The organism is Hymenobacter cavernae, from assembly GCF_014641455.1.
GTDB classification, from domain to species: Bacteria; Bacteroidota; Bacteroidia; order Cytophagales; family Hymenobacteraceae; genus Hymenobacter; species Hymenobacter cavernae.
This window is the reverse complement of sequence record NZ_BMHT01000015.1, coordinates 1-26,728: the sequence shown is the minus strand read 5'-3', so window position 1 is coordinate 26,728 and position 26,728 is coordinate 1. Positions and strand designations below refer to the sequence as shown.

The following is a 26,728-nucleotide window of genomic DNA, read 5'->3' as shown; positions in this document are numbered from 1 at the left end:
GCGCCCGGGGCACTCACGGCCACCACCTACTTCCGTCGGCAGGCCAGTTCGGGAGCTTGCGGGCCGGTCTACTCCAACGTAATCACCCTCACTGTAGCCCCTCAACTAGCCCCCGGCACCATCGGCACCAATCAGGCGCTTTGCCTTGGCGCCACCCCTAACCCGCTTACCACTATCCTAGGTGCAAGCGGGGGTACCGGCAGCTACAGCTACCTATGGGAATCATCGCCGGACAACTCGACCTGGACGGCTATTGCCGGCGCTACCGGCGATACGTTTGCCCCCGGCCCGCTCACGGCCCCCACGTATTTCCGTCGCCGGGTAACATCGGGGCCTTGCGGACCGGTATATTCACCCTCTGTCAGTCTAACAATCTTGCCGGCCCTACTGGCTGGTAGCATTGGCACCGATCAGACGGTGTGCCTGGGTGCCACTCCTAACCCGCTGACCAGCACAGCTAGCCCTAGCGGGGGCACCGGCACGTTTGCCTACCAGTGGGAAGCTTCGGCTGATAACGTAAACTGGGTGCCGGTTTCTGGAGCTATCGGCGAGACTTTCACCCCCGGCTCACCCACTGGCACGACCTACTTCCGCCGCCGGGTAACGGCGGGTACCGGTACTTGCGCAACGGCTGTGTCAAACGTTGTAGCAGTGCGAGTGCAGGGCCTCGTTACACCCACTGTGAGCTTGGCGCCTCCACCTGTGTTATGTCCTGGCGAGCCCCTCACCTTTACGGCCGTAACTACAAACGTGGGTGCCTCACCTAATTTCCGTTGGCTCGTCAACAACGTGGCCGTATCCACCGGGCCTACGTTCACCAGTAGCACGTTGGTCACTGGCGATCAGGTACGGGTCGAAGTAACGCCCACGGTAGGGCTGTGCAGCACGGGCGGCGCCGTGGCAACCGTCACGGTGACGCGCACGGCAACACCGCAGCCTACGCTCGCCATTGCTGTGCAGCCGGGCGGACCAGTTTGTCTCGGCGCGCCGCTTACGTTCAGCATCGCCAACGTGACCGAGGCCGGCCCGGCACCTAGCTATCAGTGGCAGGTTAATGGCAACGATGTGGCTGGGGCTACCGGTCCAGTCTTTACCAGCACCGCACTGCGCGAAGGCCAGACCGTGACGCTGCGCCTGCGCACAACCAACAGCTGCGGCCAGCCTGCAACGGCTGTTTCCAACGGTGTGGCCGTGCGCATCCAACCGCCGGTCGACGTGGATGCCGGCCCCGATAAGGAGATTTATGCCGGCACCTCCGTGACGCTGGAAGGCCGCGCCGATGGCAACTATCCCGTGACCTGGACGCCAAACGTGGGCCTGACTTTCCCCGGCACCACGCCGAATCCGCTCCGGCCCGTGGTTTCGCCCACCGTCACGACGACCTATACCATCTCGGCCGGGGAAGGTGGCTGCGCCGATTCCGATCAGGTAACCGTAACCGTGCGCCAGCCCATCCGCATTCCGAATGCCTTCTCCCCCAACGGCGACGGCCGCGACGACACCTGGCAGATTGAGTTCATCGAGCAGTTTCCCAACAATACCGTGAGCGTGTTCAACCGCTGGGGCAACCGGATCTTCTCGGCCGAAAACTACAGCCGGGCCAATGAGTGGCGCGGCGACATCAACGGCCAGCCCGCGCCGGTGGGTACCTACTACTACGTCATCGTCACGAAGGGCCCACTGGGCCGGTCGTATAGTGGTTCGATTACGGTTGTGTATTAACAAAAACGTTCGGCTGCACCTAGGTGCAGCCGAACTACCTTCTTCTTAGTTAGGCCTTGAGGCAATGACTGTTATGAAAAGAGCTTTATCTCTACTGCTGCTCCCGCTGCTCCTGGCCGCCGCGCCGGCCCTGGCCCAGCAGCAGGCGCAGTACAGCCAGTACATGAACAACAATTACCTCCTGAACCCCGGCGCAACGGGCGCGGAGGACTACATCGACGTTAAGCTCAGCTACCGCACCCAGTGGGTAGGACTGGAAGGAGCCCCCAAAACGTATTACGCCAGCATCAATTCCTCCCTAGGTAAGTGGCGCACGACCGGCAAACGCACCTTGCGCGAGTGGCGCCGGCCGTTTCACGCGATAGGCGGCTTCGTGTATAGGGATGTAACCGGGCCCACGAGCCGGACCAGCGCCTACGTTTCTTACGCGTATAACCTGGTGCTAACGCCCAAAATCCGGGCGGCGCTGGGCGTGTCGGCGGGCATGCAGCAGTTTGCCATCGACGGGCAGCAGCTGCACTTCTTCGACCCTACCACCCAGGCGGCCAGCGCGGCCTCGCGGGTGTTCGATGGCTCGGTAGGCTTATGGGTGTACAGCAACGATTTCTACGTGGGCGTTTCGGGGGCGCAGTTGCTGGCCAATAAGCTCGACTTTTCCTACAGCCTCAACTCGCTGGATGCGGGCGCGGGCAACTCCCTGAAACGCCACTACTTTGCCACGGCCGGGGTGCGGCTGCCGCTCAATGACGACTGGTCGCTGGTGCCGTCGGTGCTGGTGAAGGCCGTTGATCCGGCGCCGCTTTCGATCGACATCAACGCTAAGCTCAAGTACCAGGACCTGCTGTGGGCCGGCGTGTCGTGGCGGGCCTTCGACTCGGTGGTGGGCATGGTGGGCCTTAGCTACCAGCAGTTCACCCTAGGTTACTCCTACGACGCAGGCATCTCAGAATTAACCGATTACCACCACGGCAGCCACGAAGTACTGCTAGGTTTGCGGCTAAAGAAAAGAGCCCAGGCCGTGTGCCCGCCCAACAAGTTCTGGTAAGGCCTTCTTAGATCCCAAACGCCGAAAGAGGCGTATACCTAGGTTCTGATGTTGTCAGAACCTAGGTATACGCCTCTTTCGGCGTTTGGCCCGCGGTACTAGGGGCGGCGGTTCAGCGCGTTGAGGTCTTCGAAGGCGTGCTTGAGGCGCGCCACGAACGACTCTTCCCCTTTGCGCAGCCACACGCGCGGGTCGTAGTATTTCTTGTTGGGCGAATCGGGGCCGGTGGGGTTGCCGATCTGGCTTTGCAGGTAGCCTTCGTTTTTCACGTAGTAATCCTTGATGCCTTGCCACAATGCCCACTGCAAGTCGGTGTCGAGGTTCATCTTGATGGCGCCGTAGCTGATAGCTTCGCGGATTTCCTCGCGGCTGGAGCCCGAGCCACCGTGGAACACGAAGTCAACGGGCTGCGGGCCGGTGCCGAAGTGCTCCTGCACGTAGTCCTGCGAGTTTTTCAGGATGATAGGCTGCAATTTCACGTTGCCGGGCTTGTACACGCCGTGCACGTTGCCGAAGGCCGCCGCCACCGTGAAGCGCGGGCTTACCGAGCTTAGCTCCTTGTAAGCGTAGGCCACTTCCGAAGGCTGGGTGTAGAGTTTGGAGCTGTCTACGTCGGAGTTATCGACGCCGTCTTCCTCGCCGCCGGTCACACCTAGCTCGATTTCGAGCGTCATGCCGATCTTGGCCATGCGCTCCAGGTAGCGCTTGCAGACTTCGATGTTCTCCTCAATCGGCTCCTCCGACAGGTCGAGCATGTGGGAGCTGTAGAGCGGCTGGCCGTACTGCTGGTAGTGCTTCTCGCCGGCCGCCAGCAGGCCATCAATCCAGGGGAGCAGCTTTTTGGCGGCGTGGTCGGTGTGCAGAATCACGGGCACATCGTAGAGCACGGCCATCTGATGGACGTGCTGAGCGCCCGAAATAGCGCCGGCAATGCTGGCGCGCTGGTCGCCGTTCGGAATGGTTTTGCCCGCGAAGAACTGAGCGCCGCCGTTTGAAAACTGAATAATCACCGGCGAGTTCACGGCGCTGGCGGTTTCTAACACGCCATTCACGGTGTTGGTGCCCGTCACGTTGACGGCTGGCAGCGCGAAGGCGTTGGCCTTGGCATATTGGAAAAGCGACTGTACTTCATCGCCGTGCAAGACGCCGGCGCGCAGGCCGGTAAAGGTTTGTTCTGCCATAAAAAAAGGAGAAACGGAAGGTTTGAAAAGTAGAGACAGGTTTTGAGCAGCGTTCCGGCCCGGCTGGCCGGCCTTCGCCAACAATCCCAACCGAGGGGCCGTACTTGAGGCCGTAAGATAGGAAACTGCCCCGGTTAAACGACCTAGGTAGCCTTACGCTTAGAGCCGCAACCTAGGTTTAGGAGCCTGTACATTTTCTATTCACCGGCTAGCTCCCCCGACTACGCTGCCCGGCCGGATCTGTAATCTGGTTGTACAGAGCCGCGGATTTGCAATCCGCGAGTTGCCTAAGCAACTCATATGCACCTGCGTTAGCTGCTTTGTTCTGGGAACGGGGATTTCAAATCCCCGCTCCTATCAGCCGGATTATAAATCCGGCCGAGCAAAGAGTTGTTTAAGCATCTTGCAAAGTATAATTTACATCTAGCAATTAGATTGAAGTCAAAACTCCATGAACAGAACAGAAAAAAACTTTGTCTATTTTCTGTATTTCCGTCTTTATGGATTTTAACTTTATTGTATCTAGTATTCGAAGCAAAGCAAACCCTAGGATATATCCCGGAATATGGTAATCCAATCGACCCATACTCCTTAGGGTTAGATAACATATCTATACTCCTTTTATTGCTGAGTATCACCACACCTATAACATTCTTTTTAACAGCACTTTACTCGCCACTTCTATTTATTAACAGCAGTAAATACAAAAGCATAAAACTTCTATTTCTATTTTACTTCTTTCTTACACTTACGATCATTGTTATTCGGTTTAAATTCGAAAGTCAATTCAAGTGGGCTCTTGATTAGAGTTACAATTTATACTATTAATTAGTTACCACTCGGCTTTGCTCTCTGGGTCGATCGGCTCAGCTGAATTGTTAATCCAGGCGAGCAGACGTAATCGCCGGAATACGGTTGGCTGTTTTCGGGAATAGCCGACTTAGCGCCAGGCATCAGGTTGATCTCGCGCGCAAACACTTCGCACAGCCCGTGAACGTAGTCGATGTAATCCCTAACCCGTTACTATTCACTTACTTTCCCAGCGCTAGCGTGGCACCCTGCCAAAGCTAAACCTAGGCTGATTGACTTGCCGCCGCAACCATCACAAAGGCATCTTTTGGTGCCTCGCAGGTCGGACAAGTGTAATTAGCAATAGCCTCGAACGGCGTGCCCGGCGCCACTTCATTCAGCTCGTCGCCGTAAGTTTGATCGTAGATGGTGAGGCAGCGCGTGCATTGATAAAGCATGGGCGCTGCTGGACCTTCAGCCGGTTCGGGTGCGGGTTCTTCCGCGTAAAAGGTGCCTAGACCTGGGTCGTCGCTCGTTTGCAGCTCATAGAACTGGTTGCAGAGCTGAACCAGATACCAACTCAGGCTTTCGCGGTTCACCTTTTGGCGGAAGCTGATGAAGTCCTTAGAGTTGGGGTTGAAGTCGCGCGTGTGCAGGATTTCAAACTGCTCCTCCCGCAGCCCAATCTGGTTTGGGTTGTGCTGCTGCGACCGGATAACGATGGAGCCGAACAAGCCAGTTTTGGGCTGGGTCTTGATGGCAAAGCACAGGTGAAACGTGCGCACATCTTCCTCGTTGAACTGTCGCACGAGCTCGTGCTTGAGAGCTAGGCCTTGCTCGCAGAGGTCTTCCACTTGCCAGTTCAGCTCGTTGGCCGCGTGCCGCACGTTGATGCGGTGTTTGCACAGGGCCGTGTCCCACAACCCACGGTCACTTAGCTCTATCCCTTTGATGATGATGGACTTCCAGGGCGTGGTGTATAGCTGCCCAATGCGCGTCTTCAGGCAGATCTTGCACAAGTCTTTCAGGAAAGCCACCGAAAACAGCTCATCGCGCCGGTAGATGCCGAGCCACAGCTTGTTGCCGTAGCGGTTGAAACCCTCGTAATACGGCAGCGTGAAAGCCGGCACCTTCAACGGCACCGTAATTGGCTGCAATACAAAGCTGCCGCCCGTCGCACTCACCAGCCCATAGAGCAGCGCTCCGTCGGCCGACGGCTGGTCGTAAAACTTGTGCTGGTGGGCAAAAACCACCCGCTCGATGGCGCTGCTGAGGCTAGGTATGTCTTCGGAATACACCAACGATGGCCAGCAGTACAGGCTGTTCGTCTTCGGGAAGCGCACGTACAGATACCAATAGTTGTTGGTATCCGAGGCAATGAAATTCAGGTTTCCCGAGAAGAAGGGAATGAACGTCTGGTTGTTATCAATGAGGTTGATTTTCAGCTGCGGCCGGTAATCAAACAGGTCCAGAATGTCCTTGTACACACCCTCGCGCAGCCAGTTGGCGTGCTCAAACACGTCTTCCGTCACGTAGGAGCTGACAATGTTCGGGTTCACATCAGCACTTAGCTCATAGATAATATCAGCCGAAGCTAGCTGCTGTTGCAGGCAGCGCTTCTTCTCATCGGCCACCGTAAATAGAATCTGCTGCCGGTTGCCGAACTGGAGGTGTTCCACATCGGCGTTTTCGGCCGCATCTAGGATGGCCAGTAAGTCCCCCGCCGACACAATGCCGCCGGGCAGGTTGATTTTAATGATGTGGGTTTTCGGTGGCATTGCGTTTTTGTGGGTTTTGTTCTGGTGGGGCGCCTCACCCCTAGCCCCTCTCCGAAAAGGAGAGGGGAACTAGTTTTAGTATTAGGATTCTAGTCTAGAGGTAGATAGTTCTAAAATGCTAGAAGCTAGTCCCCCTCTCCTTTTCGGAGAGGGGGCTAGGGGGTGAGGCGCACCCGTTAGCACACGTTGCACGACCTAGCTTTCTACAGCACCTCCAGCGTCAGCAGGCTTTCTTCCAGGATCTGCTTTACCTCCGGGCGGCAGGAACCGAAACCAGTGCCGGCGCCCGTAGTAGCGCACAGTTCCTTCAGATCGGTGCAGCCGGCGGCTATTTTTTGGCGAATGTTGTCACGGCCGACGCTGTTGCAGCTGCACACGAGTTTGCCCAGCACGGGTTCGGCTTTGGCGCCGCTGCGCAGGAGTTGCAGGCGCTTCTCCCCTAGCTCGATTTTGCCCGCAATCAGCTCGCGGAACTCCTGGAACTCGCTTTTGTCGCCGATAAGGATGGCGCCCACGAGGCGGTCTTGGTGGATGATGCACTTCTTGTAGTAGCGCTTGGCCTTGTCCATGAACACAATCTCCTCGTAGTGCTCTGGGTTGGGCGCTTCGGGCAAGCCGATGCTGCACAGGTCGAAACCGTGGATTTTGATAATGTTCATGAAGGTGCTGCCGCCGTAGTAGCTGGCAATGTCGCCGCTGAGGTAGCGGGCCACCACGTCGGCTTGCTGCTCGGCGGCGGCCGTGATGCCGTAGAGCGTGCCTTCGAATTCGGCTATTTCGCCGAGGGCGTACACGCTGGGGTCGCTGGTTTGCAGGCGCTCATTCACCACCACCCCGCGCCGACACACAAGGCCACTTTCGCGGGCTAGCTCCAGGTTGGGCACCGTGCCGATGGCCATGATGAGGGCGTCGCAGTCGATGCGGCGGCCGCTTTTCAGGCCCACGCCAGTGAGGCGGGAGCGACCGTAGTACAGCTCCACTTCGTCGTTGAAGTACAGGTCGCAGCCTTGGTCGACCATTTCCTCCTGTAGGAGCTGGCTACCGAGGGTGTCGAGCTGGCGGTCGAGGAAGCGGGAAATGCGCTGGATAATGGTAACGCGCGTGCCGATTTCGCGCAACGAAGCCGCCATTTCCAGCCCTAGCAAACCGCCTCCCACGATAACCACATGGGCGTTTTCCGGCAGGTGGTTTTTGAAATTGTCGGCGTCGGTGCGGCTGCGCATGCTGAAGATGCCCGGCAATGAGGGCACGTGCTTGGGCACGGCGGCGCGGCTGCCAGTGGCCATAATCAGCACGTCGTATTCGGTGCGCTGCCCACGTGAATCGATGACAAACTTCTGCTCGCGGTCGACGCGCTCCACGCTCACGCCCCGCAGCAACCGTATGTTGTAGCTAGGTTCTTCGTGGTCCTGCATCTTCACCAGCCGGTCCCAGCCCTGATGCCCGCTGATGTAGTCGGGCAGCATCACGCGGTTGTAGAAGGGGAAATCTTCCTTGCTGAAGATGGTGATTTCGTCGTCCTGGTTCAGCTCGCGGTACGATTTCACGAAGCCGTACGCCCCGGCACCGGCGCCAATGACCACAATGCGCTGGAACGGCTTGCGGTATTTTTCCACCCGCACCGCGCAGTACTTGAAATCGGGCTCTTTGGAAATCGGGTCGAGGGCGCCGCTGGTTACGTTGTTGGCGCGGTTCAGGTCGTTGCCCAAGATCTTACCCCAGTGCATGGGCAGGAACACCACGCCCGGCTTGATATTGCTGGTGAGCCTAGCTTGCACGCGCACCTTCCCCCGCCGCGACTCCACCTCCACCAAGTCATTTTCCACGACGCCCAGGCGGGGCGCATCCTGCGGATGAATCTCTAAGAAAGCCTGCGAAATGTGCTTTTTGAGCTTGTTGACCTTGCCCGTTTTGCTCATCGTGTGCCACTGGTCGCGAATACGGCCGGTGGTCAGGATGAAGGGAAAATCTTCATCAGGCTCCTCGCTGCGGAAAGCAACGGGTGTGGCATGAATGATGGCCTTCGTGGATGGCGTGTAGAAGATGTTGTCGGCGAACAGGCGGGGCGTACCTAGGTCTTTCTGCCCGACTTTGTAAGGCCACTGCACCGATCCTTTTTCCTGCAACACACTGTAGCTCAACCCCGAAATATCAAGGTTAGTACCCGCCGTGAGGCGGGCGTGCTCGCGGTAGATGGCGGCGGGCGAATCGTAGTCGAAGCCGGGGTAGCCCATGGTGCGGGCAAAGCGGCAGATGATTTCGGCGTCGGGCAGGGCTTCGCCGGGCGCGTCCACCACTTTCGCGAGGTGACTGATGCGTCGCTCGGAGTTGGTCATGGTGCCTTCTTTCTCGGCCCAGGCGGCGGCGGGCAGAATGACGTCGGCGTAGGCTAGGGTTTCGGGCTTGTTGCTGATGTCCTGCACCACCACAAACTTGGCTTTCTTCAGCGCCTCTTCCACCAGCCGCACGTTGGGCAAGCTAGTCAGCGGATTGGTGCAGATAATCCAGATAGCCTTCAGCCGCCCATCGTTCAAAGCCTCGAACATCTCGGTGGCCGTCAGCCCCGGCTTGTCCGACAACGTGGTGCCGCCCCAAAACTGCTGCACCTCAGCGCGGTGCGCGGGGTTAGCTAGGTTGCGGTGCGCCGGCAGCAAATTCGATAAGCCGCCCACCTCGCGGCCGCCCATCGCATTAGGTTGGCCCGTGAGCGAAAGAGGCCCCGCGCCGGGCTTGCCGATCTGGCCCGTAATGAGGTTCAGGTTCAATAAGCTTAGGTTCTTATCAACGCCTACCGCGCTCTGGTTCAGGCCCATCGTCCACATGGAGATGAAGCCTTTGGCCGAGCCAATGTATTGCGCGGCCAGGCGAATCTGCTCTTCCGGCACGCCGCAGATGTGGGCGGCTTCGGCCAACGGGCGTTCGAACACAACTTGATTGTACTGCTCAAAGCCTTCGGCGTGGTTGCTGATAAAGGCTAGGTCGATGTCGCCGTTTTCGATCAGGGCGCGGCCGATGGCGTGGTTCAGCACCACGTCGGTGCCGGGCGTGAGCTGTAAATGAAGGTCGGCGATGGCGCAGGTATCGGTCACGCGCGGGTCCACCACGATGATCTTGGTGGCGGGGTTAGCGGCTTTGTCCGCTTCCACGCGGCGCCACAGAATGGGGTGACACCACGCGGGATTCGCGCCCGTTACGTAGAAGCAATCAGCTAGCTCGATGTCGTCGTAGCAGACTGGCACGCTGTCTTCACCCAGGGCCATCTTGTAGCCCACCACCGCGCTGCTCATGCACAGGCGCGAGTTGGTATCAAGGTTATTGCTGCCGATAAAGCCTTTTATCAGCTTGTTAATCACGTAGTATTCTTCCGTCAGGCATTGGCCTGAGGCGTAGAACGCCACCGAATCGGGGCCGTATTTCTCAATAAAGGTCTTGAACACGGCGGCCGTGCGCTGCAAGGCTTCGTCCCAGCTCACGCGCTGCCTAGGCATGCTGCGGTTGTAGCGCATCTGCGGGTACAGCAGCCGGTCGCTCTGGTCGTTGACGGTGTATTGCAGGTTCAAGCCCTTGCTGCACAGCATCCCACGGTTGACGGGGTACTCCGGGTTGCCGGCCACAGACACGGAGCCATCTTTCTCCTTCTTCACCGTTACGCCGCACCCCACGCCGCAATAGCAGCAGATGCTGGTGAAGGTGTCTTTCGCTGGTCCGTTAGCCATTTTGGTAACTGAGCGGATGTAGCGCGAAGCTCCCGCTTCGCGCATCGTTGAACGATTATCATTGGAACGTCACGCACGCTAGTCGTTCAACGATGCGCGAAGCGGGAGCTTCGCGCTACATTCACCCGGCCTCTCGCAGATGAATGTTGTATGGCTCAGCATTTTACCTGACCACTATTTACCTATACCTAGGCCGGCTGCAACTCAGTATCAGCCAAAGCAGGTACTTCGCTGGTTTTGGTGGTGAGCAGGCGCGAGAGGAACACGATAGCGCCCGTGGCGGCCACGCCGATGCCGATGTAGAGGAAAGCCGTGGAGTAGCTGATGTTCTCCGACTTGAACAAGAAGCCCACCAGCATAGCACCTAGGTTGCCGCCGGCACCCACGATACCGCTCACGCTACCAATGGCTTGCTTGTTCACGAACGGCACAATGGAGTAGGTGCAGCCGTTGGCCATTTTCAGGAACAAGGCGAATAGCAGCATGGTCATGATAGCCAACGTGAGGGTGCCAGCTTGCGAGAAGTAGGCAATGCCGAGGCCTTCCAGCAGCAGCAGGACGCCGAGCAGGTACCATTTGCCGCTCATGCCGTAGGCGCGGCCAGCTATGTCGCTCACGTAGCCCCCGAGGCCGCGGGCGAAGATGTTCATGAACCCGAAGAAGCCCGCCAGCAAACCCGCCATGACCAGCGTAGCCTTATAGTGGTCCACGAAGTAGATGGAAGCCACGTTATCCACCGTGATTTCGATGCCGAAGCACGCCCCGTACGCTAGGGCTAGAATCCAGGTGCGGTAGTCTTTCAGGGCCACGGCAAACGTGCCTTTCTTCTTGGCCGTGGTGTCGCGCTGAATGTCGCTGAAGTTGCCGCGGGGCGTGTCTTGGGTGAATTTGTAGTACACCACCGCCATGAGGAGCAGGATCACGCCCGGCACCACCATGGCGAGGCGCCAAGAGTTGGCCTTGTCTACGTACCCTAGGCTCACGAACGCGCCGGCCACCAGCGGCATCGCAATGTTGGCAATGCCGCCCCCTAGGTTGCCCCAACCACCGGCCACGGCATTGGCTGTACCAACTACATTCGGCGCAAACATCATGGACGTGTGAAACTGCGTAATCACAAACGAAGCGCCAATGATGCCAATCACAAAGCGGAACAGCAGAAAGCTTTCGTAGCTGTTGCTCAGGCCGATCAGCATCACCGGAATAGCGCCTATTACCAGCAGCATCGAGTAGGTGAGGCGCGGCCCGAGCGAGTCGCACAGGCGCCCCACGAGCAAGCGGGCCAGGATGGTCGCCGACACCGACGCAATCAGGATGTTACCGACTTGTCCTTTATCGAGGTGCAGCTGCTCGCGCACCAACGGCATGAGCGGCGCAATCCCGAACCACCCGAAGAAGCAGAAGAAGAACGTCAGCCAGGTGATGTGGAAGGCGCGCATCTGCACGCCCTTGCCCGAAAAGATGTTAAGCTTGCTCAACGGCTGCTCCGCGGTGGTTGTGGCCATGTTGGCTGGGTTTGAAGTGGAAAGTAGATGCGCCAGGAACGCAGGCTGGCGCTGCTGCTGACCAATGTTGCAAGAGCACCGGCTTGAAAGTGCGCATCACCTAGGGCCACTCATTAGTGGCCTTGCTGGTCGATCGTTTTTCAGCGAGGAAGTAGCGAAGAAGTGGTGTTGCCTTCGTGTAGCAGGCTGCGGTGAAGGCAGTCAGGCAGGCCCGAATCATTCGACCGGCCGCATTAGCGTCGGCTTGGCAGCAGAACTCGCCGCCGAAGGCCGCGGCACCTAGCTTTTGCGCCGCCACTACCCCGTAGGTTTGGCGGCAGCAGATGGCAGAATCCGTGGGGCACTATACTAACGCATTAAAAACTAGGTATTTATCACCCCTACATACACCTCACCACCTTCCACCTTCACGGGGTAGGTTTTGATTTGGCATTCGTCGCCGTTCAGGCACTCGCCGGTGATGAGCGAGAAAGTCCGCTTGTGGAACGGACACGCCACCTTCGGTTCGCACGTGTCGCCAGTACTCCCAATCATGCCGCGCGACAGCACCATTTGCTGCTTGTGGGGGCAGAGGTTTTGGGTGGCGTACCACTCACCGCGACGCGTGAAATTGAAAATGGCAACTTGCTCGCCGTTCACCAAGGCGCACACGCCTCCATCACGGGGCACATCCGTGGTTTTGCACACGGCCACCCAATCAACTGCTACTAAAACGTCTAGTTCCATATGGGTTAAATGGTTGATTTTGTGTTCTAAACCTCGGTTGAAGGCCTCATGGGGCGCCTCACCCCTAGCCCCTCTCCGAAAAGGAGAGGGGGAACTAGATTCTAGTTTTTAGTCTTGCTTTTAATAGACTAGAAGTCTAGTTCTAGAGCTAGTTCCCCCGCAAATGCTTTATGCGCATTACCTTTTCGGAGAGGGGACTAGGGGGTGAGGCCCTTCGTTGCACATTACCCTACCACTCCACCACCGCCTTTTGGCCGCGCATCAGCTCAAATTTCATGTTCGGATCTTTCTCCTTCGGCGCGTTCACGAAGTGCGAGAATTGCTTGCGCAGCTCCGGGTTTTCCACTACTTCTTTCCATTCGCAGTGGTAGTTGTTGATGAGCAGTTGCATCTCGGCCTCCAGATTGGCGCAGATACCTAGGCTGTCGTTGATGATGACGTTGCGCAGGTACGACATGCCGCCGTCCATCTTGTTGAGCCAGGTGGCGGTGCGCATCAGCGGGTCGGCCGTCTTGATGTAGAACATCAGAAAGCGGTCCAAGTACTTGATGCAGGTTTCGGTGTCGATGTCGGAGGCGAGGAGTTGGGCGTGCTGGGGCTTGGCGCCGCCGTTGCCGCACACGTAGAGGTTCCAGCCTTTTTCGGTGGCAATAATGCCGAAGTCTTTCGCTTGAGCCTCAGCGCATTCGCGCACGCAGCCGCTTACGCCGCTCTTGAGCTTGTGGGGCGAACGGATGCCCTTGTAGCGGTTTTCGATGTCGATGGCAAACGTCACGCTGTCGTGCAGGCCGAAGCGGCACCAAGTGCTGCCCACGCAGCTTTTCACCGTGCGCAGCGACTTCCCGTAGGCATGGCCGCTCTCGAAACCGGCGTTGATCAGCTCTTCCCAAATGTCGGGCAGGTCGCTGAGGTGGGCGCCGAACATATCAATGCGCTGCCCACCTGTGATTTTGGTGTAGAGGCCGTATTTCTGGGCTACCTCGCCGATGACAATGAGCTTCTCGGGCGTGATTTCGCCAGCCGCAATGCGCGGCACCACCGAGTAGCTGCCACCCTTCTGGATGTTGGCTAGGTAGCGGTCATTGGTGTCCTGAATCGTGCTTTGCTTAACAATCAGCTCGTTCCAGAGGCCCGCCAACACGCTGCCTACGGCCGGTTTGCAAACTTCGCAACCGTCGCCTTTGCCGAAGTGGTCGAGCGCCGCGTCGTAGGTGCGGATGTCGTTGATGCGGAACAAGTCGAACAGCTCCTGGCGGGAGTAGTCAAAATGCTCACAGATGACGTTCTTGATGTAAGCGCCGTTGGCTTTGAGGGTGCTGTTTATCAAGTCTTTCACCATCGGCACGCAACCGCTGCAACCGGTGCCGGCCTTGTTGCACTTCTTCATGCCATCGACGCTGGTCACCCCTAGCTCGTTCACCGCCGAGCAGATGTCGCCCTTGGTCACAGCCTCGCAGGAGCAGATAAGGGCCTCGTCGGGCAGGTTCATCACGCCGGCGCCTTCGCTGGCCTCGCCGCCCCGCGCACCTAGGATCAGGTCTTCGGGGTGCGGCGGCAGCACGATCTTGTTGTTCACGGTTTGCAGCAGCATGTTGTAAGCTTCTGCATCGCCAATGAGCACGCCACCAAGCAGATACTTGCCGTCGGGGCTAATGTTGATACGCTTGTACACGCCGCTGTGTGCGTCTTCAAACACGATGGAACGGCTGTGCGGCTCGGCAATGAACGGGTCGCCGAAGCTCGCCACATCCACCCCGATGAGCTTGAGCTTGCTGCTCATGTCGTAGCCGGTGAAGGCGCGGGCGCCTTGTGTGAGTTGGCTCACCACCACTTCGGCCATGTCGTAGCCGGGCGCCACCAGGCCGTAGATCATGCCGCTGTGCAGGGCGCACTCGCCGATGGCGAAGATCTGCGGGTCGCTGGTTTGCATGTCGTTGTTTACCACGATGCCGCCGCGCATGCCCACTTCCAGGCCAGCCAGCTTAGCTAGCTCGTCGCGGGGCCGGATGCCGGCCGAAATCACCAGCATGTCGACTTCCAGAATAGAGCCGTCGCCGAAGTGCAGCGAGTCAATCTTGCCGTCGCCGCCAATGCTGGACGTGGCTTTGCTCAGGTGAATTTGCAGACCGAGGGCTTCCAGCTTGTGTTGCAGCATGGCGCTGCCGGCCGTATCGATCTGCCGCGGCATGAGGCGCGGGGCAAATTCTACGACGTGGGTTTCTGCCACCCCTAGGTCGAGCAGCGCTTTGGCCGCTTCCAAACCTAGCAAGCCCCCCCCTAGCACCGCGCCCGACTTAGCAGTGGCCGCATAGGCTTTAATCTCCTCCAAGTCTTCAATGGTGCGGTACACCATCACGCCCTCTTTCTCAACACCCGGAATATCAGGCACAAAGGCCGACGAGCCTGTTGCTAGCACCAAGTAATCGTAGGGCTGCACGAGGCCGCGGCGCGAGTGCACGGTTTGGCTGGCGCGGTCAATTTCTTGCACTGGGTCGCCGAGGTGCAGCGTGATGTGGTTGTCGTGGTACCACTGCTGCGGGGCCATCAGGAGGTCGTCGGCCGTTTTGCCGCCAAAGTACTCGCTCAGATGCACCCGGTCGTAGGCCACGCGGGGCTCTTCGCCGAACACAACCAGGTTGAAGGCGGTCGATTTTGCTAGGAGCTTCTCGCAAAACTTGTATCCGACCATTCCATTCCCAATCACAACGACGGTGGGGAGACTTTGCTGTGTCATAGCAACTACGGTTAGCTGTTGAGCAAAAGTTGAAGGAGAAGCGTGCTGCTTGTCGGCCTTAGTGGCCGCTATGCATGCCTTTCAGTAAGCCTGACACCCTTATTTCCGGAATGCCCTTTCCGTAAGAGGCACCTTTATTAGGAATAAGGTGAATTTTTCAAAACACCCCCTCTTTCAAAGGGCATGTTTTGATATTTTCATGCAATTTATAGTCAAACACCCTTCATAAGCAATAGTCAAGTTTGAAATAGTTGCTAATTCTTCAAGCCACCCCCTATTTTTTTAACACTCTCACTTTTTTGGTTAAGTGAGCTTGTACTATTCATTTTTTAGCGAGGAATCGTTGAAAACCATCTCGCCTTACTTCTGAACTGCGCTAAAAAGGGACTATAGGCCTGCAAAAGCGTTCTAGCAGCTAGCACGGGGTTATATTATAGTCAGCCTATGTAAGCAGCCCCGTGGCACAGCACTGCCAACTTTTTCTTTAAAAAAGTGTCTTTACTGCTTGCTCAAACCTCTTCGGGTTGCAGATTGCCTTTCTGCTAGCTTGCTTTGGCTAGCGGTTAACTGCGCTTATCCTCTTCATGCTGGGTTCGGCATCAGCTAATTGCTTCTAGGTCAACAGCTCAGTACTTCATCAAGTCAACTCATTATGCCTACTGCTACAGCAAGCCCTGAACTCTATGTAGTTGGTGCTGGTCCGGGCGACCCGGAATTGCTGACGATGAAAGCGTATAAGATCCTCCAGAAGGCCGACGTGGTTTTGTATGACAACCTAGCCAACAAGGACCTGCTGACCATTCCGCGCGAGGATTGCGAGAAGATTTACGTCGGCAAGAAGCCCTACGGCGTCTACACGCCCCAGGAGGCCATTCACGAGATGATCCTGGAAAAGGCCCTAGCCAAAGGCTGCGTAGTGCGCTTAAAGGGCGGCGACCCGTTCATTTTTGGGCGCGGCTTCGAGGAAATGCTGTTTGCCCGCTCGCACAACATTCCGGCGTATTATATCCCCGGCATTTCGAGCATGCAAGCCGTTGGCTTTGAAGACATTCCGCTCACGCACCGGGTGGTGAGCGAAGGCGTCTGGATGATAACGGGCACTAAAAAGGACGGCACCCTCTCCAACGACCTGCGCCTGGCCATGCAAAGCAATGCCACCGTCGTCATCTACATGGGCATGAAAAAGGTAGAGGAAATTGCGGCCACCTACCTGCAAGCCGGCCGCGGCGACGTGCCCGTGGCCGTGGTGCAGCACGCCTCACTGCCCTACCGAAAGTCGGTGGTGGGGCAAGTGAAGGACCTGCCTAGCCTCGTGCACGACAACCACCTCACCTACCCCGCGCTCATCGTCATCGGCTGGGTCGTGGCCGTGGGACGAGGTGGAGGTGAACAGATAAAGTACGGCGACAGCAGTACGTAGCACTTAGTGCAGCGCAGCCCGCTATATCAGATGCCGTATCATCGCAATGCAAAAAGTCTCCGCCGTACGGCGGAGACTTTTTGCATTATTCAAGGTACCCCTTCTAGCCCACTACACCTTCTCCATACAGTCGCGCCACCAACCAAAATCCGGTGTTTACTACCGTATGGCCGCTGTTCACCGCTTTTCTCCCCCGAGCAGCCCTTCTGGGCCATTACTTTGGACTTCATCCCATTCGGGTAGCCCAGTTGCCAGCCTAGGTTCAGTTGCATGGCTCATTGATCTGTGCGGCTTCTCTACGCGCTTACCGAGCCTGGGTGCTTATGCTTTTCCTTCATGAAACACGCTTACTTCGGAGTAATCATCTGGTTCGGAACGCTGACCGCCTCGGCACAGGGCCTGACCAACAGCGGCGCAACCATCACCCTAGGTTCGGGGGCGAGCGTGCAAGTTGAAGGGGCGTTCCTGAATACGAGCAGCGGCACGCTAATGGCGCCCGACGGCAGCCTGCTTCAACTCACGGGGAATCTCACCAACCAAGGCACGCTCACGCTGCCGGGAAAGCTCGTGTTCAATGGTCAGGCCGATCAAACCCTGCGCGGTGGCGGCAGCTTTGGCACCATTGAGGTCAACAACACCGGGGCACCGGGGGCAAACCGGTTGCTGGTGCCGGATGATATTTCGATTTCAACGCAACTGCTTCTAACCCAGGGCTTGCTGCGAACTGACCCCGCCGCCATCGTGAGTCTTCTTGGCTCGGCGGAGGTAGTCGGCGAGGCGGCGGGGAAGTACGTGCAAGGTAATCTGCGCATCCGGCGGGCGGCCGTCAATGCGGGTACCGGGGCAGTGAGTTTTTCGCACGGCGTAGTGCTTAACCCGAATGGGCAGGACCTAGGTGCCGTGACCATCACCCGCACCGCTGGCCTACAGCTCGCCGGCGTGAGCTACGGAACCAACCTAGGTAGTACTCGTCAGGGCCTTGACCGTGTGTGGCAAGTGGTGGCCGAGCAGCCGCCAGCAGCGCCCGTGACCCTGACGTTGAGCTGGGTAGCCGATGACGACCACGGCGTAAGCAGCACCGCACCCGTGCAGTTGTGGCGCGCCGAAACGGCGGCCGCCCCCTGGAACTCCGTGGGCGCGCCGGCAAGTGCATCGGGGCGTAGCTTCACGGCGAGCGTGGCGCAGCTCGGCACGTTCACGCTGAGCAGCGCGAGCCAACCGCTGCCCGTGGAGCTGCTGCACTTCTCCGTTCAGCGCCAAGGCACCGACGCGCTAGTACGCTGGGCCACAGCCTCCGAACAGGACAACGCCTACTTCGAGTTGGAAAGCAGCATCGACGGGCAAGCCTTTCAAAGCCTGGGCCGCGTCGCGGGGCAAGGCTCCAGCAGCCAGGCGCACGCTTATCAGTGGGTCGATCAGAACCTAGCCCGTTACGCCGCCGAGCACATCTACTACCGGCTGCACCAGGTCGACCACGACGGCACGGAGACTTACTCCCCGGTGCAGGTCCTTCAGATGTCGCTTGCCGAGGGCTTACAGGTTCAGGCCTGGCCGAACCCCTACCAGCAGCAGTTCAGCCTCACGGTGCAGACGCAGCTGGCGGGCCCGGCGCAGGTGCAAATCACAGATGCGGTGGGTCGGCTGCTCAGTGAGCGCCAGGTGCAATTGCCCGTGGGCACCAGCACGCTGCCCCTGGAAGAAGCCGCTCGCCTGACGCCGGGCGTGTACCTGCTGCGCGTGCAACAGGCTGAACAGCAGCGCATGCTCAAGCTCGTGCGCGAATAACTTGTCTTTACCCTCCTTCTTTCCTGACTTCCTTCTTTCTCCATGCAACACCGCTATACCCTACTCTGCTTACTCTTCCTATGCTCAAGCTCCCTGATGCGGGCCCAAACGCCCGGCGGCGTGCGCATAGGCACCGCTGGCGCCCCCAACAGCAAGGCCATTCTGGACCTGGATGCCACGGGCAAAGGCCTGCTCATCCCGCGTATGGACTCGGCCACGCGCGCCGCCATCAGCGCCCCACCCGATGGCCTGATGGTGTTCCAGACGGATGGTCGCAAGGGATTCTGGTACGCCGTGGGGAATAGCTGGGTGTTTATTCCCGATAAAGCGCGCTCCGGCGACAACCTAGGTAACCACAAAGCTACCCAAACCCTGGACTTGAACAGCCAGCGCTTGCTGGGCACGGCTACAACGTCCTTGGGCGACTCCGTCGCGCAAGTCGAGGTAACTGCTAATATAAGTACTCCTAGCGCCGCCTCTATCACGCGCAGCAAACTCGGCAGCAGTTTGTACACCCGTGCCATGCTGTCGGGCTACGGCCGCGGGCCTTTTGGGACCAATATTGACTACGCTATGTGGGGCAATGCGTATCGCGCCGGTGGCTGGGGTGGGATCTTTTCGGCGGGTAAGCCGGGGGCACCTCAGCGATGGGTAGGCCTAGCGCCTAACACGGGTAACAGCCCTGGCGCGGCTATTCGCATTGTCGACGGCAACCAAGCCGCGGGTAAGGTGCTCACCTCCGATGCCAACGGCAACGGCACCTGGCAGACCCCAGCCAGCCTGAGCCTCGATCTGGAAACGGTCTACAGAGACTATACTATACCCGCTAGCTACCTAGGTTTCTTCGCCGTGGGTTGCCCGTCGGGCAAGCGCCTGCTCAGCGGCGGCGGCGGCTTGCTTGATCCAACCACCGCCACCTACAGCAACTTCACCATTCTATACAGTGGTACTGAAAATGCCAGCGCTCCTAATACCTGGGTTATCAAGGTAGCCAACACCAACTCTACGGAGCGCACAATCCGCGTCTTCTGCAATTGTGCCCGCGTGCCGTAGCTAGCTGTCGGCTGTTTCGGCGCCTTATTGCACCCGCCGCACCCGCAGATAGTCGAGCATGGCCTGGTTGACTTCGCCGTTCATGTTTTCGTTGGCGGGCTCGAAAGCTAGGGTCAGCGGGTGCGTGCCTTTTTCGAGGCGCACGAGCACGGCATTGGTAAAGCCCCAGTTCGACCATTCTTCCACGCCGCGCTGCGGCAACACGATGGTACCGAGCAGCTTACTTCCTTGCCGCAGGGCGCGAATGGCGCACTTATTATTGGTGTTGGTGGGCCCGTTGCCGTTGGCATAGCGGAAATCAACGGCGTAGAGGCCCGGCTCGGCTACCGTTACCGGAATGGTGAGCGTTCGGTTTTTGGTCTTACTAATCTCAACGAAGCCGTTGCCAGTGAAACCTTTGTAAGACAGGCTAGCTTTCGGCGCCGCGGTTTCGAGCTGATACTGCTGCCCAGAGGCTTGCGCACCAACCGGCAGCGGCTCGCTGGCAAACGACTCCAAACCTAGGTCATCAACCGCCATTACCTGGTAAACGGCGAAAGCCGCCACAGAAACAGCTAGCTCCGTGCTGGCCGTGGTGGTAAGCGGCTGGCCATCCTTCAGCACTTTGTAGGTTTTCACGCCTTCCTGCCTGGCCCACGTCAGCCGATTGTTGGCGAAGCTTACCACAGGCATTTCGGGTGTAAAGCGGTTGGGCACCCGGCTGATGCTAGCTTCTTGCGGCGCTTTGCTGCTCAGCACCATGCGCACGGTGTGGCGGCCCGTGAGGTTAGCCGGCACGGCCGCGCCAGGCAGCGGCTGCCCATCGAGGGTGATGGAGCTGAGTTCATTCCCAAACCCTTGCAGCTCGATATCGAGTACGGCGCCGCGGTAGTGGAAGCCCGTGAGCTTGCGCTGACCCTGAAAAGCCTGCGGTACAAACGGGTGAAACACCAGCCGATTTGGCTCGAACTGCATGCCGAACAGCACTTTATAAACAAGACCTAGGCTACCCGACAAACTCCAGAGCATGTTACTAGAGTTGATTTGGGTGCCGGCGAAGTCGCCGTTTTCGGCCACGAAGTTCTCTTTGTTGGTCAGAAACAGGGCGGCAGGGCGGTAGATGGCGGCCATGCTTTCCGTTAGGGAGGCATCGTTGCCGACTTTCGCGGCGGCCAGTGCCCAGAAGCTCTGCACAAAGGGCCACACGGCATTGTTGTGGTAAGGCGGGATGCCCGGAATCTGCGGGTAAATGCAGGAAATTCCGTAGGCGGTAATAGGTGTTTTGGCTACGACTTGCTGCGCCCGCTCGCCCTCGGCTAAGCCAAACAGTACGCTCAGCCCCTCGCCCAGCGCTTCCGCCCGCGGCGACAAAATCCGGTTGAGTCGCCCGTACAGGTACTGGCCGTAATAACCTTTATCGGCTTGCCACAGGTGCTTATTTACGCCTTCCTTGATCTGGGAAGCTAGCTTTTGGTGCTTCGCTGCCACCGTTTGGTCGCCGAGCTGCTGCGCCATTTCGGCCAGCACCACGTTTGCATGATAGTGCACGGCGTTGGTACCTAGGTTCTCCGATTCATAAATGTCCACCGGCTGCATCCAGCGCGGATAGGTTTGCTCGCGCCAGTCCAGAAACGACGATTCGCCCTTCACCATGCCCGTTTGCGGGTCGTAGGCGTTCTGCACGTCATCCTCAATGGACTTCCTGATAATCGGATACACCTGCCGCAGCCACGCCTGGTCGCCGGTCACTTGGTAGATTTCCCAGGCCGCTGTGGCCCAGATCATGCGGTCAGTAGAGCACGGATACGCGCCGCCCGTACCAGTGTCCTGAATGATGCGGCCATCCGGCGACACCTTGCGCATCAGGCTGTTCATGGCGACCCTAGGTTGTAGGCTCGCCTGAGCCAGGATGATGCTGTAGCTGATGTCGCGCGTCCAGACGCCGGCCCATTCCTTGCCCGTGCGGAAGGTGCTGTCGGGCTCCACGGCGCGGCGCGCTTCCTCCAAAGCTAGGTTGTAGAGCGCATCGCTCAGCGGGTAATCGGAAGTGTACTGCGGAAAGTCGTCGGTGTTGATGGACTTTTTCCACTGCGTAGCCGTGGTTTTGGCAGCTTGCGGCTGGTTGAGCGTCAGCGTCACTTCGTAGATGCCGTCGCCGTCGGGGTCTTTCAGCTCCAGCTCGGGCTTGTTGACGAGGTTGTCAAAGTCCCAGCTCAGCGGGGCCGCGTCGCCGGCCACGAACACGTGCTTAAAGTCCTGCTGGTAGATTTTGTCGCCGTTGAAGGCCGTGTAATACCCTTGTTTTTTGAATGCCGCCAGCACCGCCCGCAGGTCCAGCCTAATTTTCAGCGGCGTGTTCGGGGCTAGGTAGGTGTTGGCCGGCACCGGTGTAGCATCCCGATAATGCTGCCCAAAGGGAATGACAGGCATTTCCACTGCCGTGGCGCCCGCTTCAGGCATAGCCACGACGGTGTGGTTCAGCCCAGCAGGCATCTCGTTGTCTTTGCCGTTGATGCTGAACTTGAAGCTGATTTCCGGGCTTTGAAATGCGTTGGCCGGGCTTTGGTAATTGGAAGTCAGCTCCGTACGTGATACGGCCTTAGCGACGTAGGCACCTTGTTCCACCCGGTCGCGAAAGAGCTTGTAAGCGTCAGATTGCCAAATGGCTGCGCTGTTATCGTTTGTAGTAGGTGTGTCGGCCACTGGTTTTTGCGTTTGACAAGCGCCTAATAAAAGGCAATTGAGCAACAACCCGATACGTAAGGGAGAAACCTTCATAGGAAAAAGACGAATAAGTGGCGACTGGTGCTCACTTGCGCAAAGAAGCCGACGACGCGAGCTAGCCCCAACGCTGCTCCTAGTAATAGTCGTGCAACGGGGAGAGCACCCTAGCCACTTTGTCAAAAAGGTGAGCTTTTCTCTCCACTTCTTTTCCCAGCAGGGGCTTGGCCGACTTGCCAACAAAGCTGAGCCAATCAAACCTTTCCTTCTCACGCTGGTTTTTTCTTCTTCTTATCACGAAGGAACGCTCACTGCCCTTTCTTACCCTCAACCAACCCTTAACTCTGTTTATCATGGCTGAAGTAACCAGCTTTCAAACCACCTTCAACCTAGGTGGCGACCTGACCATCAACCGCTTGGGCTACGGCGCCATGCGCATCACCGGCGACGGTATCTGGGGTCCGCCCCAAGACCACGACGAAGCTATCCGGGTGCTGAAGCGCGCTGTGGACCTAGGTATCAACTTCATCGACACGGCCGACAGCTACGGCCCGAACGTGTCGGAGGAGCTGATTGCCGAGGCGCTGCACCCCTACCGCGCCGGTCTGGTAATCGCTACCAAAGGCGGCCTTTTGCGCACGGGTCCGAACCAGTGGCCCATCAACGCGCATCCCGACCACCTGCGCGAAGCCCTGGAAGGCAGCCTCAAGCGCCTGAAGCTCGACCAGATTGATCTCTACCAGCTGCACCGCGTCGACCCGAACGTTCCGTTCGAGCAAACGTTGGAGTTCCTGCAAAAAGCGCAGGAAGAAGGCTTAGTGAAGCATATCGGTCTGTCGGAAGTCGACGTCGATCAGATCAAAAAGGCGCAGGAATACGTGAAAGTGGTGTCGGTGCAAAACATGTACAGCGTCGATAACCGCAAGTGGGAAGCCGAGCTTACGTACTGCGAAGAGCAGAATATGGCCTTCATTCCGTGGTATCCGCTCAGCGGCGGCAACCAACAAGCCCTAGAAAAGCTAGGTCAGGTTGCGCAGAAACACAACGCTACGCCTCAGCAAGTAGCCCTGAGCTGGCTGCTGCACCGTTCGCCCAACATCCTGCTCATTCCGGGCACCTCGAAAGTGAAGCACCTGGAAGAGAACGTGAAAGCAGGTTCTATCCAGCTGTCGGAGGAAGACATGAAAGCGTTGGAAAACTTGAGCTAATACCTAGGTCCGTCTAGCGTTAAACAAAAGAAGGCCACTCGTGCGAGTGGCCTTCTTTTGTTTAACGCCGTTATAAACTGCGGCTTGCGCTCGTCCAGCTAGTGCACGAGTACGCCCGCATCTTCCGATGCCACCACCATTTCGCCCATGAAGCGGCGGCCAATTACTTGCAGAAAAAGAGCCACTAACGCCGAACCCGCCATAATAGCAACCATCGGCACGGCTGTATGCGTGTTGAACATGCTCACCCCGAACGACGCCAGGGCACCTACTCCCATCTGGGTAGCGCCCATCAGAGCGGCGGCGCTACCGGCATTCTTGGAGAAAGGCGCAATTGACAGCGCGGCGGCATTGGGGTTGGAGAAACCTAGGCAGCACAAGAAAAGGAAGAGCAACACAATAGTGCCCGTCACGCTGTACCAGCCCTGCATCGTACCGAGCAGAAACACCAGGCCGATAATTGACTGGCAAAGCATCGCCACCAGCACAATCTGCTCACTGCGATAATAGCGCAATAACCAGCTGTTTACCTGACTACACCCGATAAAGCCAACCGACAGGAAAGCGAAGATCCATCCATACACCTGGCTGCTCACGTGGAAAATATCCATAAACACCAGCGGCGAACCCGACACGTAAGCCAGCAAGCCGCCAAACGTCATGGCACCGGTGAGGGCGTAGGTGAAGAATTGCGGGTGGCGCAGCACCGACCAAAATGCCGTCAGAATCGGGCGAGGGTGCAGCGAATACGTGGGGTCGGGCGCGTAGCTTTCTGGGAGCCAGAATAAGCTAGCTACCAGCATCAGTGCCCCCATCGCAAACAGAATCAGGAACACCGATTGCCAGCCGAAAGCCGCCACCATGTAGCCGCCAATCGTAGGCGCCAGCATCGGCGAAGCACTGATTACCAGCATCAGCAAGGCAAACACCTTGGGGCTATCCTTTACCGGGAACAAGTCGCGCACCATGGCCACGGCCGCCACCGAGGCTGCACAGCTGCCAACGGCTTGCAGAAGGCGAAGCAGAATCAGGGCGTCTATCGTGTGCGCTTCGTAGCAGCCGATGGAAGCCAGCACATAAACCACTAAGCCCACATACAGCGGTTTTTTGCGCCCAAAGCGGTCCAGCAACGGGCCATACAACAGCTGCCCGGCCGAGACGCCCACAAAAAAGCTAGACAACGACAGTGCCACGCGCGACACTGTCGTGTGCAGATCTTGGGCAATGGCCGGAAAACCCGGCAGGTACATGTCAATGGAAAATGGCCCAAGCGCCGATAAAGAACCTAGGATGAGAATCAGAAAAAAGTAGCGTTGTTTGGTCATGAGTAGGTAACATCGAACTTGATTAGCGTAAAGCAGGGCTAACTTTTTGGGTTACGTAAGGCTAGGCAGAGCAAGCGCGAATGATGGAGGTAGGCTGTAAAAGCAGAAAGCTAGCAAAATGGTTCGCCGGCCCCCCTGAATAAACCTAGCTGCGACACCTATACGGTGGGAGTGAGCAGCCAGCTCACCTGCACAGGGCCACCGTCCATCACCACTATCAGCCCTGTGCAGGTGAGCTGGCTGCTGCATCAGGCAGAGGTAGGCGTTGGCAATGGCGGCCACCTTACCTAGCCAGCAAACGAGCAGCATCTTGCCGATCTTGATGTACATGCCCTCACAGTCGGCATCTGGCATACACGCTTTCCAGATGTAAGACATGTGTTAGCACACTTTAACTGTCTAAGTAAGGTATTCGTCCTCAACTACTGCGCGGTAGTGCAATGCTAGTAGCAGCGAATATGTCGTGGAAGAGTTGCAGGTAGATAAAGAAGGAGCAAATACTATTTCTATTTACTGAGCAGATAGCAAAAGTCACCAATATCAACTTGAAGTTAAGCCACCTTACAACCTAGCTTTTCACACATATTCGCTACACTTGATGAAAGATCTAATCGGCCTCTAAGCCTGCAAAATACAATTTATAGTAATTAATTTCTATGCAAAATATTTTATGACAAACTATTGATTATCAGATTTTACTATAAATTTATTCTTGTCAAATAATGCATTTTTCACCATCCAAACACCTTCCTATTATGCGGTTAAAATCCTACATAGTTCTCGCGCTACTCGCGCTAGGCACAACCACTGGCTGCGATGAGATTGAGCCAATTATCACCGCAGAGCCAACACACTTCAACCCAGAGCTTTTTGCTCAAGGTCTGACGTTGCCCATCGGTATGAGCTTCGACGGACTAGGACGCGCCTGGGTAACAGAAAGTGGCACGGGCAACAATGACGCACGAGTTTCGCTGATCACAAAAGAAGGACAAGTGTACCCGGTTATTACGGGTTTTGCCTCGCTTGTTGCCAATGGTTCTGTTGAGGGGATCGGGCATCTGTTGTATCAAGAAGGCTTGCTCTACGTGCTAGAGGGTGCTACTGGCATGCTGTACACAGTGAACGTAGCCTCGTTCAAACCCGGTGATGCACCGCTCGAAGCCAAGAACCTGCCCAAAGAAGATATCGGCACCTTCGTGAAAGCGCAACTGCTGACTAATCCTATTAATACCAATATCTACAACCTCACCCTAGGTCCCAACAATGATCTATATATAACAGACTCAGGAGCCAACGCTATTATCAAACGTAACAGCCAAACCAAGGCGTTGAGCGTATTTGCTAGAATCCCGAACGTAGCGCCTACTACGGAGGCTGTACCTACTGGCATCACTTATGATGGGCAAAAGTTTTTGGTCAGTGGCCTCAGTGGTTTTCCGTTCGCGGCAGGAGCTACCAAGATATACCGCGTTGACCTAGCCGGCAATGTTACCGACTACAAAACAGGTTTCACCACGCTCACTGACATTGCGCTATCCGCTAACGACAAGCCTATCGCTATTCAGTACGCTCAGTTTTCGCTCACTCCACCCATAGTTGGGTTTCAAGCCAAAACTGGGCTCATCACTAATGGCGACAAAATTACCTTGCTCAATGGCCTCGACCGTCCTACCGATATAGAACAAGTTGGCAATCGGCTGTACTACGTGCTTAACTCGGGTGACGGAACTCTGCTCAAACTTACTTTTTAATACCTGCTTTCTCGCCCAACTACTAGTTCGAAAGTGAAGCTACTTACTACATTAAAGCTTGGTAATTTGTGTTCTATTTGAACGAAAAGCCCCCTTAGTTGTGCAACTAAGAGGGCTTTTTGGTATTACACCTTAAATTTGCTTGCAATCCGATTTTCCTTAAGTTGTAGGAAAACCGTTCGGCCCAGCGAAGGGTGGGGGGCTAAATGAGTTCAGCCCTGACTGTTCGCGCGGAGGGCAGCGACCAGCCAGGGCTGAAGAACAAGCAAAGGTTGGCGGCGACCGACTCT

General features: G+C 57.2%; 18 protein-coding genes. 7 read left to right on the top strand and 11 right to left on the bottom strand.

Annotation, left to right across the window (positions count from 1 at the left end; genetic code table 11):
• Positions 1 to 1,722: T9SS type B sorting domain-containing protein (locus IEX74_RS22620; protein WP_188816371.1), on the top strand; the 1,722-nt coding region annotated here is incomplete at its 5' end.
• 73 nt (positions 1,723 to 1,795) lie between these two features.
• Positions 1,796 to 2,767 (top strand): PorP/SprF family type IX secretion system membrane protein, encoded by a 972-nt coding sequence (locus IEX74_RS22615; RefSeq protein WP_188816370.1) that lies wholly within the window; start codon positions 1,796 to 1,798, stop codon positions 2,765 to 2,767.
• A 98-nt stretch (positions 2,768 to 2,865) separates the two neighbouring features.
• On the opposite strand, the gene fbaA is transcribed toward IEX74_RS22615, so the two are convergent.
• The 7 genes from fbaA to nirB form a co-directional block, all read right to left on the bottom strand.
• Positions 2,866 to 3,948 carry a class II fructose-bisphosphate aldolase gene (fbaA, locus tag IEX74_RS22610; protein ID WP_188816369.1) on the bottom strand — a complete coding sequence of 361 codons (1,083 nt, stop codon included), beginning with the start codon at positions 3,946 to 3,948 and terminating at the stop codon, positions 2,866 to 2,868.
• A 1,073-nt stretch (positions 3,949 to 5,021) separates the two neighbouring features.
• Complete coding sequence (locus IEX74_RS22605) at positions 5,022 to 6,515, bottom strand: rubredoxin (protein ID WP_188816368.1); 1,494 nt, start codon at positions 6,513 to 6,515, stop codon at positions 5,022 to 5,024.
• 203 nt (positions 6,516 to 6,718) lie between these two features.
• The gene (locus tag IEX74_RS22600) at positions 6,719 to 10,231 is read right to left on the bottom strand and encodes a nitrate reductase (RefSeq protein ID WP_188816372.1); all 3,513 of its coding nucleotides are present in this window, start codon (positions 10,229 to 10,231) and stop codon (positions 6,719 to 6,721) included.
• A gap of 188 nt (positions 10,232 to 10,419) precedes the next feature.
• Positions 10,420 to 11,736: an MFS transporter gene (locus IEX74_RS22595; protein WP_188816367.1), complete on the bottom strand. Its 1,317-nt coding sequence runs from the start codon at positions 11,734 to 11,736 to the stop codon at positions 10,420 to 10,422.
• A gap of 100 nt (positions 11,737 to 11,836) precedes the next feature.
• Positions 11,837 to 12,034: a hypothetical protein gene (locus tag IEX74_RS22590; protein ID WP_188816366.1), complete on the bottom strand. Its 198-nt coding sequence runs from the start codon at positions 12,032 to 12,034 to the stop codon at positions 11,837 to 11,839.
• A gap of 65 nt (positions 12,035 to 12,099) precedes the next feature.
• Entirely contained in the window at positions 12,100 to 12,462 is a 363-nt protein-coding gene (nirD, locus tag IEX74_RS22585) for a nitrite reductase small subunit NirD (protein ID WP_188816365.1), read from the bottom strand.
• A gap of 229 nt (positions 12,463 to 12,691) precedes the next feature.
• On the bottom strand, positions 12,692 to 15,196 hold the full coding sequence (gene nirB / locus IEX74_RS22580) for a nitrite reductase large subunit NirB (protein ID WP_188816364.1): 2,505 nt from the start codon (positions 15,194 to 15,196) through the stop codon (positions 12,692 to 12,694).
• 652 nt (positions 15,197 to 15,848) lie between these two features.
• On the opposite strand from nirB, the gene cobA reads away from it, so the two are divergent.
• The 3 genes from cobA (at position 15,849) to IEX74_RS22565 (ending at position 19,454) form a co-directional block, all read left to right on the top strand.
• The gene (gene cobA, locus IEX74_RS22575; RefSeq protein ID WP_188816363.1) at positions 15,849 to 16,616 is read left to right on the top strand and encodes a uroporphyrinogen-III C-methyltransferase; all 768 of its coding nucleotides are present in this window, start codon (positions 15,849 to 15,851) and stop codon (positions 16,614 to 16,616) included.
• 336 nt (positions 16,617 to 16,952) lie between these two features.
• Entirely contained in the window at positions 16,953 to 18,401 is a 1,449-nt protein-coding gene (locus tag IEX74_RS22570) for a T9SS type A sorting domain-containing protein (RefSeq protein WP_188816362.1), read from the top strand.
• A gap of 42 nt (positions 18,402 to 18,443) precedes the next feature.
• Positions 18,444 to 19,454 (top strand): phage tail-like protein, encoded by a 1,011-nt coding sequence (locus tag IEX74_RS22565; RefSeq protein WP_188816361.1) that lies wholly within the window; start codon positions 18,444 to 18,446, stop codon positions 19,452 to 19,454.
• A 24-nt stretch (positions 19,455 to 19,478) separates the two neighbouring features.
• Here IEX74_RS22565 and IEX74_RS22560 read toward each other — a convergent pair whose 3' ends face one another.
• A complete protein-coding gene (locus tag IEX74_RS22560) occupies positions 19,479 to 22,211 on the bottom strand; it encodes an alpha-L-rhamnosidase-related protein (RefSeq protein WP_188816360.1) in 2,733 nt (910 codons plus the stop codon).
• Between the two features lie 79 nt (positions 22,212 to 22,290).
• Positions 22,291 to 22,509 (bottom strand): hypothetical protein, encoded by a 219-nt coding sequence (locus IEX74_RS22555; RefSeq protein ID WP_188816359.1) that lies wholly within the window; start codon positions 22,507 to 22,509, stop codon positions 22,291 to 22,293.
• Between IEX74_RS22555 and IEX74_RS22550 the strand changes: the two genes are divergently transcribed.
• A complete protein-coding gene (locus IEX74_RS22550) occupies positions 22,508 to 23,362 on the top strand; it encodes an aldo/keto reductase (protein ID WP_188816358.1) in 855 nt (284 codons plus the stop codon). The two genes, IEX74_RS22555 and IEX74_RS22550, sit on opposite strands and share 2 nt — an antisense overlap.
• Before the next feature lie 98 nt (positions 23,363 to 23,460).
• Here the strand turns inward: IEX74_RS22550 and IEX74_RS22545 are convergent, their stop codons facing one another.
• Entirely contained in the window at positions 23,461 to 24,687 is a 1,227-nt protein-coding gene (locus tag IEX74_RS22545; protein ID WP_188816357.1) for a multidrug effflux MFS transporter, read from the bottom strand.
• Positions 24,688 to 24,738: 51 nt separating this feature from the next.
• On the bottom strand, positions 24,739 to 25,065 hold the full coding sequence (locus IEX74_RS22540; RefSeq protein WP_188816356.1) for a hypothetical protein: 327 nt from the start codon (positions 25,063 to 25,065) through the stop codon (positions 24,739 to 24,741).
• Positions 25,066 to 25,442: 377 nt separating this feature from the next.
• Between IEX74_RS22540 and IEX74_RS22535 the strand changes: the two genes are divergently transcribed.
• Entirely contained in the window at positions 25,443 to 26,438 is a 996-nt protein-coding gene (locus IEX74_RS22535) for a ScyD/ScyE family protein (protein ID WP_188816355.1), read from the top strand.
• Positions 26,439 to 26,728: the final 290 nt, after the last annotated feature.

Excerpts from the sequence above, each read along its gene's own strand:
- IEX74_RS22615 (WP_188816370.1), top strand. The coding sequence starts at position 1,796 with ATGAAAAGAGCTTTATCTCTACTGCTGCTCCCGCTGCTCCTGGCCGCC.
- fbaA (WP_188816369.1), bottom strand. The coding sequence starts at position 3,948 with ATGGCAGAACAAACCTTTACCGGCCTGCGCGCCGGCGTCTTGCACGGC.
- IEX74_RS22605 (WP_188816368.1), bottom strand. The coding sequence starts at position 6,515 with ATGCCACCGAAAACCCACATCATTAAAATCAACCTGCCCGGCGGCATT.
- IEX74_RS22600 (WP_188816372.1), bottom strand. The coding sequence starts at position 10,231 with ATGGCTAACGGACCAGCGAAAGACACCTTCACCAGCATCTGCTGCTAT.
- IEX74_RS22595 (WP_188816367.1), bottom strand. The coding sequence starts at position 11,736 with ATGGCCACAACCACCGCGGAGCAGCCGTTGAGCAAGCTTAACATCTTT.
- nirD (WP_188816365.1), bottom strand. The coding sequence starts at position 12,462 with ATGGAACTAGACGTTTTAGTAGCAGTTGATTGGGTGGCCGTGTGCAAA.
- nirB (WP_188816364.1), bottom strand. The coding sequence starts at position 15,196 with ATGACACAGCAAAGTCTCCCCACCGTCGTTGTGATTGGGAATGGAATG.
- cobA (WP_188816363.1), top strand. The coding sequence starts at position 15,849 with ATGCCTACTGCTACAGCAAGCCCTGAACTCTATGTAGTTGGTGCTGGT.
- IEX74_RS22570 (WP_188816362.1), top strand. The coding sequence starts at position 16,953 with ATGAAACACGCTTACTTCGGAGTAATCATCTGGTTCGGAACGCTGACC.
- IEX74_RS22565 (WP_188816361.1), top strand. The coding sequence starts at position 18,444 with ATGCAACACCGCTATACCCTACTCTGCTTACTCTTCCTATGCTCAAGC.
- IEX74_RS22560 (WP_188816360.1), bottom strand. The coding sequence starts at position 22,211 with ATGAAGGTTTCTCCCTTACGTATCGGGTTGTTGCTCAATTGCCTTTTA.
- IEX74_RS22550 (WP_188816358.1), top strand. The coding sequence starts at position 22,508 with ATGGCTGAAGTAACCAGCTTTCAAACCACCTTCAACCTAGGTGGCGAC.
- IEX74_RS22555 (WP_188816359.1), bottom strand. The coding sequence starts at position 22,509 with ATGATAAACAGAGTTAAGGGTTGGTTGAGGGTAAGAAAGGGCAGTGAG.
- IEX74_RS22545 (WP_188816357.1), bottom strand. The coding sequence starts at position 24,687 with ATGACCAAACAACGCTACTTTTTTCTGATTCTCATCCTAGGTTCTTTA.
- IEX74_RS22540 (WP_188816356.1), bottom strand. The coding sequence starts at position 25,065 with ATGTCTTACATCTGGAAAGCGTGTATGCCAGATGCCGACTGTGAGGGC.
- IEX74_RS22535 (WP_188816355.1), top strand. The coding sequence starts at position 25,443 with ATGCGGTTAAAATCCTACATAGTTCTCGCGCTACTCGCGCTAGGCACA.